The organism is Nocardia jinanensis (assembly GCF_014645735.1).
In the GTDB taxonomy this organism is placed as follows: Bacteria; Actinomycetota; Actinomycetes; order Mycobacteriales; family Mycobacteriaceae; genus Nocardia; species Nocardia jinanensis.
In genome coordinates, this window is record NZ_BMMH01000049.1 from 1 (window position 1) to 7,807 (window position 7,807).

Consider the following 7,807-nt stretch of genomic DNA (forward strand, 5'->3'; position numbering starts at 1 on the left):
GCGCTTCGACATGATGGAGACCATCTTCCTCAAAGAAGGAAGCGGCCCCAAACCCGTGACGATTCACGTTGAGCCAGCAGTACTACTCCATGTTCATCTTCCCGCTGCTGATGACCGTCGTACTACGCGGATCCGTGGTCCGGAACTGGCCGGCGTGGCTGGCCGTGTTCGGTTTCACCGCCCCCGACAAATGGCTACTGCACCGCTGGCCCGACTGGGGACGAAACCTCGAATACCTCCGCGTCACCTTCGGCTGGGCCCTGCTCCTGCTCGTCGTGTTCTGCGTCTTGACCGACAGATACCTCACAGCCCGCCGCGACAACCGGCTACCCGGCAACATCGACCCCCCACACCTCGCGCCCGACTACCCGCCTCTCGACAGGCCGGCGAGATCGTCTGGTTCGACGAAGTCGAACTGATTAGATGCCTTGGAGGGTCTGGTCGGCGATCATCGAGAAGCAGTTCAGCGTGAAGGATGTCTCGAACGGACGAGCCTGTCGGGTTCCGTCCGGTATGAGATCGCCAGTCACCCGAAGAAGCGTAGAGGCCTCGGTGTCCAACCGGACATCAATCGCGTTGACGTTGTACCCGGCTTGCGGGAGTCGGACGAGCTGCTCCAAGATCGCCGTCGTGCCTGCGAACGGAGTGTTCCCGACGGTGAGTCGCGCGTCCGCGGCGTACCAAAGCTTCAGTGCGCTCTGTCGGGCCGTGAGCTGCGCGAAGTAGAGGGTGGTGAAAGCCTTGGCGTTCTCGTGGGTGAAGTACTTCCCGACGGTGTCGTCGACCATGACAGTCCTCCTGATCAAGTCCAGGAAGTGATCGGCGGAGATGTCGGGCCGGTTCTGCGCCGTTGCCGTCAGCGTCGCCACCAGGGCGTGCAGGTCCCGCATCGCGGACACCTGAGCGGCCAGGCAATCGCGATGGGTGGCCAACACCCGCGCCATGGCCACGGTGCCCGCGAGCACGTGCGCGATCTGGTCCAAACCCAGACCCAGCTGACGCAATGCCAAAACCTGATATAGACGCTGGACATCGGCTCCGGTGTAGAGCCGGTGACCGATATCGGTGCGACCGGCCGGGCGCACCAACCCGATGTGGTCGTAGTGATGCAACGTCCGGACCGTCAATCCGGCCTCGACCGCGAGCTCACCAACCTTCCACGCCCGCTCGATTCCCGTCTCGTCCATCCGCTTCCATCTCACTTCCACCGGCGCACCTCGCGCTGGTGCCGCCGACGCTAGGGCCTGACGTTACGTGAGGAGCAAGCCGAAACCTCCCGCTGAAACTCGCGACAACACCGCCACGGACATGCGGTTTGCGGGATAGCTCTTGAGGGATATGCGCTTCGCAAGCCTCGACACCCCGGCCGGCCACGGCATCGCCGGCCGCATCAAACGGCCATCGTGAAGCGGGCGCCAGCAAGGTGTTCACCAATGGGAGATTCTTGGACGAAGTCGGCAGGATGATTATCGCTGACCAGCGATGATTCCGAAGACGAGTGTTCAAGAACGCATCAGTTTTTGAACAGTGGGTATGGGCTGCACCGAGTGTCAAGGTGGCGCGCGACATCAGCATGGCGGCTGTAACGTGTTCCACTCCTGGATTTTCGAGCAGACAGTCCGAAGGGGGACAGACCACACATGGTGAGTTTCTTCGACAGTCAAGGTGATCAACTCGTCGCGGAGAAGCTGGCGATCAGCCCGTGGGCGCCGGCGAACCTCAGCGGCACTGGGGTATGCGGTCTGCTGGCCCGGGAGCTGGAAGGGTACTGCCCCGACGGCTTCGTTCCGGCCCGCCTCACCGCGGACCTCTATCAGCCGGTACTCAACGCGCCCTTCGAGATGCGCAGTACCGTGGTCCGCCGCGGGTCACGGATCACCGTCGCCGATACCGCCTTGGTGCAGGACGGTCAGGACCGAGTCCGGGCCTCGGCGATATTCCTGACTCCCGGCGCCGAACCGCCAGGTGAAGTATGGAGCCCCTCCGAGGAACTGCCCGGTCCGCCCGAGGGCTGTATGTCCCCGCAGGGCTCCCCGCCCCTGTTCAAAAGCGGTGACCGCGACTGGACCTCCGATTTCGGGGCGAACCAGAACGCCGACCGCAAGATCACCTGGCAGAGCCTCCCGCCGCTGATCGCCGGCGAACCGATCACACAGTTTCAGCGCGCCGCGATCATGGGCGACGCCACCAACCACCTGTGCCACTGGGGAACCGAAGGAGCCGGCTATATCAACGCCGATGTCACCGTGAACCTCTCCCGGCTCCCGATCGGCTATGAACTCGGCCTGCGCGCCGACAACACCATCGCCTCCGCCGGGATCTCCATCGGCGCCGCCACCCTCTACGACCGCACCGGACCCGTCGGCACCTGCGTGGTCACCACCCTGTCCAACGCCCGACGCCAGATCGACTTCTCTACCAACCCCCTCGCCTGAAGCCCGTTCGGCGCCAGTTGCCAGGGCATCATGCCCAGCCGCGCGGTGTTCAAGAACCGGGCGTTCTTGAACGTTTACCTGCCGCTAAAGATCGTTGAACAGCGATGATTGCCTCTCGCGTTGTTCAAGAATGCATCGGTTATTGGACATCCTTACAGGGATGTCGGTCCGTGCCACCCTGGCGGGTGGGCGGAGATAGATCCGTTTCGCAGGGCCGGTGTGTCTGCTCGGCCTCCCTAGGTGGTCGTCGTATCGTGCGGCTGACCAGGCGGGTTGGATCAGAAGGAAGGGGAGCTGTCATCGCTGTTCACGGTGCGCCGGCGAGGGTGTGGGAGCCGAGTCAGGACGAGATCGGGCAGGCCTACATCTATCTGATGGTCGCGGACCCGGTGATGAGATTTCAGCCACGGCAGCGGGCCACGGTCGGCGGTGCGGAGGTGAGGACCTGATGCGACCGGAGTCCACTCCACCCGAGGGCCTCCGGGCGACCGGGACACAGGAGATCGCCGTGCGCGGCCGCCGGACCCGCTACCTCGATGAGGGGACCGGGACCCCCACACTGCTGATCCACGGGATCGGGCGCAGCCTCGAAGACTGGATCGAACAGCACCGGTTGCTCGCCGGCCGCGGGCTACGGGTCATCAGCGTGGATCTGGCCGGCTACGGAGAATCCGAGCCCCTGAGCGAGCTGTACAGCCTTTCCGCACTGGCGACGTTCCTCGCGGACTTCCTCGACACCGTCGGCATCACGGAGCCAGCTCACGTGGTGGGCAACTCCCTGGGCGGTGCCGTCGCAATGCAACTGTCCGCGCAGGCTCCCGGCCGGGTGCGCTCGCTGGTCCTCGCCGCCCCCGCCGGATTCGGGCGAGAAGTCGCCCTGTCGATACGGATGCTGTCGATCCCGCCGCTGGGCCGCCTGATCATGCGCACGTGGAGTCCACGCGCTTCGCGGCGCCTGGAGAGATCCCTCTTCCACGACACCGCGATGGCGACCGAGGAGCGGATCCAGCTTGGATATCGCCTGGCCCGGCGTCCGGATGGGACACGGGTTCTCCTCGAAACCGTAACCGCACTGGGTGGCCCGAGGGGCACCTATGCGGGCTGGCGCGCGGCGCTACTGGAGGTCGTGGCCGACCGTGCGGTGCCGACGCTTATCGTCTGGGGCGACAAGGACCGTCTTTTCCCCGCCGCACACCTCGACGCTGCCCGGACGCGCCTTCCCCACGTCCGCACCCATCTGCTCCGCAACACTGGGCATGTGCCACAGATCGAACGAGCCGACGAGTTCGCGGCGCTGGCGACCGAATTCTGGACAGACCTCCCACCGGCATAGCCAACCGATCGAGGCCGGTACCCGCCAGACCACAGGCAGGAACGGCGCGTACCGATACGTGTTCAGGCGCGCCGCTCCAGAAGAGCGCGGTCGAAGACCACCGGGGTGTCTCGAAACCTTGGTAATGAGACAGTGTCTGGGTCCGCCGCCCGCAGTTCGTGATGGCGCCGGTATCGGTTTGCAGACGCTGAGCGATCGCGGTGATCGGACGATTACGAATACGGCAATCGTGGACCGGGTCATCCACCCCTACGACAACGAGGTCGACGGGCCCGGCCGGCAGGCACGCATATCACCGAGGCGGTCAACCACAAATCCGTCACACCGGACCGAGTATTCATTGTCGGCGGATTCCTCTGCCATGTGAACTGGCAGCTCTGCCAACTCGGTACCCGATTCGAAATGCCTGGACCCGATCTACGAACTCGGTTTCGCCGACTCCCCCGCTGAGCTCGCAATCCCCGCGTCCACGGGCTACGCCGTCCTGATCTGGATCGCGGCGCTGACTGCGAGAAAGGTTACAAGTCACGCACCGCCACAGCGTATTCGGTGCGTTCCGCGCGACGGCGGAATATGCCTGTGAGCTGGAATTTCATTCAGCTATCTGGCCGTGACCGGAATCGCCGGGCGGGCAACGGCCCTCGTGGGTTCATAGCTGCGGGCATCTTGGGTGCGGGGTAGTCCTCAGGCGTGTCGTACCGCACCGGGTAGTCTCACAGCTTGTCCGCTTCGTGCCGATCCTTCAGCGCGAACGAGCCTCCTGTACAGGTGGTCCCGGTCTCCAGCTGGGACCGGGGCCTTCTCGGTCACCCTGCCCGCAGTGGCGGGCACCGCCTTGTACGTAGGCAGGTGTTGTGGAAGAGAGTTACGGGCCGGATGCTCCGAAACCTGTATCCCAGTGGGATCGGATTCGGGGGGAAGTCGCCGAGCTGTGTGCGGTCGGATCGTTCGTGTTGGATCTCGCCGAGCTTCTCCAGTTGCTGGGTGAAGCCGACACCAACCGGACGGCGATTTTGATGACCGTCGCCCGGCTGGCGACTGTACTGATGTCACGCGGAGCCAGGACCAACTAGTCCGCGTGCATAGATAGGCCCGTCAGGTCCGGTGTTCGGGATTCGCGCCCCGTCGCCGGGCCTTTCGGTTATCTCGGGCACCAATGTTGCGAAACGCCACATTGGTGCGCGGAACTCAACATAGCTTCATGCCCGAGGGATAATACCAGGGGCACGTGTGTTTTGTGACGTACGCCACTTAATCGAAGCTACCCTACCTCGATGGTGCCGTCGGTATGGGCACGTCTTTGACCTGCGCTTTTGCCCTACCCCCTGCCTGGCTAACCGGTTCAATAGCCGGAAGCTATCTATGTGTGTGGCGTGGGCTACATCAAGTGCAGTTCTTCGAACGGCACTCAGCTCTGGTGCGTAACGGTCGACTGGTTACGCACTGTCTGGGTGGAGGTCTGTAATGGTGTCGATACCGTCATCGGCATGAGTGCGGCAGATTTCGACGACCTTGAGTTCGCGCGCCAGCAACTGCATCTCGCTGTTGCAGAGCTGTCGGGTACCGAGATGACACCACGAGACCGCGTCCAGCTGGGACTTCTGGCCGCGCAGGTCGCCCTCAGCGATCGCTTATCCGCGCTGATCCCCGGCAACGCGACCGCCGAAGCCGATCCCACGGAACATCCGTCGGTCGACAACGGCCTGGCGATCGTCGATGAGCTGGCGCTCGCCGCCGGGAAGGCCTCCGAGGATGTGCGGTGGACTCCCGCACTGTGCGAGCGGATCCTGCGGACCTCGTCACCCGCCGGCCATCGGCTGGTGCAGGCCCTGCTCGCCGAGGGCGGCTCCGCTTCTATCGACCGGCTCACCGAGCTGACCGGTGACACGACGCTGCGGGCGGCCACGCAGTCGCTCAATATGGCGGCCCGTCGGGAAGGCGCTGCACACACACTGCCGGAGAGGCGGCTGATCCAGGCCCACCGCTTTCCGCATCCGGTGACCTCCAAGGTGTCCGCCTACTCACTGCCGGCTGAGGCGATTTCGTCGTTCACCACCGCGGTGGGGCTCCTCGGCGAGATGCACCGCCGGCTCTACGAGCCACCGGCCTCATAGGGGGTTCCGGTAGTAACCGCGCGAAAGTTGACCGGACCCGCGAACCGGCATACCCGTTGTTTCGTCGGCGGTTACTACCGGAACTCCACTAAGCTGCGGTCGGATTGTCGCCGTCGAGTTCGGCGAAAGAACCTGCAACCTGGCGAAGATCCAGTTCGACGGCGTTGAGTTCGCGAATCGAAGTCTCCCCACCTTGAAGCTCGTTGACCCTGCGGGCCTCGGGCAGCACACGGGTATTCATGCAGCCCACCACCAAGTTGAAGCTCTGCATCGACTTGCCGAGATACCCACCCAGATTTCCCACGTGATCGGCGAGCTTGGCCAGCCGCTTGACCAGCTCCGTGCAGATGTCCACGGTGGCCTGCACGTTGGTGACCCTCTTGTCGTAGCGCAGCACTGCCGCGGCGGATTGCAGGATCACCAGCAGACTGGTCGGGGTCGCCAGGATGACGTTCTTGCGCGCGGCGTAGTCCCACAGGCCACGGTCGTGCTCCCACGCCGCGTACAAGAACGTGTCCGAGGGCACGAACATCACGACGAACTCCGGCGACCTGCTCGGCAGCAGCCAGTACTGCCTGGCGGAAAGCTGATCGATGTGGGTGCGGACATGCCTGGCGTGCACCGCGAGCCGTTCCTGCATTTCGGCCTCGTCACCGGCTTCGGACGCTTCGATCAGTGCGCTGAACGGGGCCTTGGCATCGACGACCACCGCCATGTCGGCGTTGATCTTGACCACCAGGTCTGGGCGCTGTTGGCGGTCTTCGGTGTCGAACGTCGGCTGGTCGTCGAAGTTGATCAGGTTCACCATCCCGGAGGCCTCGACGACCGCCTGCAGGGTCTGCTCGCCCCACTGGCCGCGCGCCTCTGGTTTGCGGAACACGTTTCTGAGCTGCGCGACCTCTCTGAGTACTTCGCTGGTGGACTTCACCACCAGGTCCCGCTCGGTGCTCACCTGCTTGACCTGCGCACGGAACTCGGCCTGGGCGACGCTGCTCTGCTTGATCAGCTCGGTCATCTGTTCGGTCATCTGCCCCGACGTTGACTTGATCAGCTCCACCGCGGGCTTGACCAGCTCGTCGAACGAGCTCTCCCGCTTGTCGAACTCACGGCTGGTCGCCTGCGCACGCTGTTCGGCCATATCGGTGAACTGCTTGACCAGCTTTTCCCCGGCCGAATTCAATGCCGCCGTGGTCAGCCGCACGTTGGCCGCCTCCATCTCGGTGTGCATGCTGTGCGCGCGAGTGAGCTCCCCGACATGACGCTCCTGCAGCTCGGCGAGCTCCTCGGTGTGGCGCTGCTGCAGCGCCGCAAGTTCGGTCTCGGCAGCTGCGCTCCGGGTCCCCGCCTCGTGCAGCCGCTCATGCAGCGTCGCCCGCTGCTCTTCTGCGTCGGCGCGCTCACTTTGAATCTGCGCGAGTGCGACGTCACGCTCGGACCGCGCCCGCGCGACCTCGGCATCACACCCGCGCCGCGCCTCCGCCACGCCTGAATCCCGCTCCTGCCGAGCCTGCTCCACGGCGGCGTCACACTCTGACTGCATCCGTTCGGCCGCCTGCCGCCAGTTGCGTGCCTGCTCCTCGGCGACGGCCGCCCGGCCGCGCCCGACCATGAATCCGATACCGCCGGTGAGGCCGGCCACCACGAAAACCATCACCACGAAAACACCCATGCCGATCAAGTCGAAACCTTCCTGAACGTCGATGCGACCCCTGCCTCTGGTGAGCGGAGGAAGTGGAACATCGCCCGGCCGAGCTCTCGCCGGACGCGCAGGGTGGTGTATCACCACCCACCGACACGAGCAGATCTGGCGACGGTCGCCGAAAGCCAACTAGACACAAGGTTTTCGGCGTTCTGGGTGCCTAGTGCCTCGTCAAGCAACGTTGGATAGGTAATCCGGGCGCCGGATTGTGGAGTTCACTGCGAAC

The 7,807-nt window shown here is 64.4% G+C and carries 5 protein-coding genes and 1 pseudogene; 4 read left to right on the plus strand and 2 right to left on the minus strand.

The window, feature by feature from the left end:
• Positions 1 to 65: 65 nt before the first annotated feature.
• A pseudogene (locus IEY68_RS35645) lies at positions 66 to 419 on the plus strand (hypothetical protein); the annotation flags it as partial.
• Here IEY68_RS35645 and IEY68_RS35650 read toward each other — a convergent pair.
• Positions 420 to 1,208 (minus strand): MerR family transcriptional regulator, encoded by a 789-nt coding sequence (locus tag IEY68_RS35650; RefSeq protein WP_189094724.1) that lies wholly within the window; start codon positions 1,206 to 1,208, stop codon positions 420 to 422.
• 432 nt (positions 1,209 to 1,640) lie between these two features.
• Here IEY68_RS35650 and IEY68_RS35655 point away from each other — a divergent pair, with 432 nt between their 5' ends.
• From IEY68_RS35655 to IEY68_RS35665, 3 genes are all read left to right on the plus strand, one after another.
• Positions 1,641 to 2,435, plus strand: coding sequence for an acyl-CoA thioesterase domain-containing protein (locus tag IEY68_RS35655; RefSeq protein ID WP_058852950.1), 795 nt, complete (start codon positions 1,641 to 1,643; stop codon positions 2,433 to 2,435).
• Positions 2,436 to 2,883: 448 nt separating this feature from the next.
• Complete coding sequence (locus tag IEY68_RS35660; protein ID WP_058852949.1) at positions 2,884 to 3,768, plus strand: alpha/beta fold hydrolase; 885 nt, start codon at positions 2,884 to 2,886, stop codon at positions 3,766 to 3,768.
• 1,487 nt (positions 3,769 to 5,255) lie between these two features.
• The gene (locus IEY68_RS35665; protein WP_156425993.1) at positions 5,256 to 5,882 is read left to right on the plus strand and encodes a hypothetical protein; all 627 of its coding nucleotides are present in this window, start codon (positions 5,256 to 5,258) and stop codon (positions 5,880 to 5,882) included.
• A gap of 88 nt (positions 5,883 to 5,970) precedes the next feature.
• Here the strand turns inward: IEY68_RS35665 and IEY68_RS35670 are convergent, their stop codons facing one another.
• Positions 5,971 to 7,551 carry a DNA recombination protein RmuC gene (locus IEY68_RS35670; RefSeq protein WP_058852946.1) on the minus strand — a complete coding sequence of 527 codons (1,581 nt, stop codon included), beginning with the start codon at positions 7,549 to 7,551 and terminating at the stop codon, positions 5,971 to 5,973.
• Positions 7,552 to 7,807 lie beyond the last annotated feature (256 nt).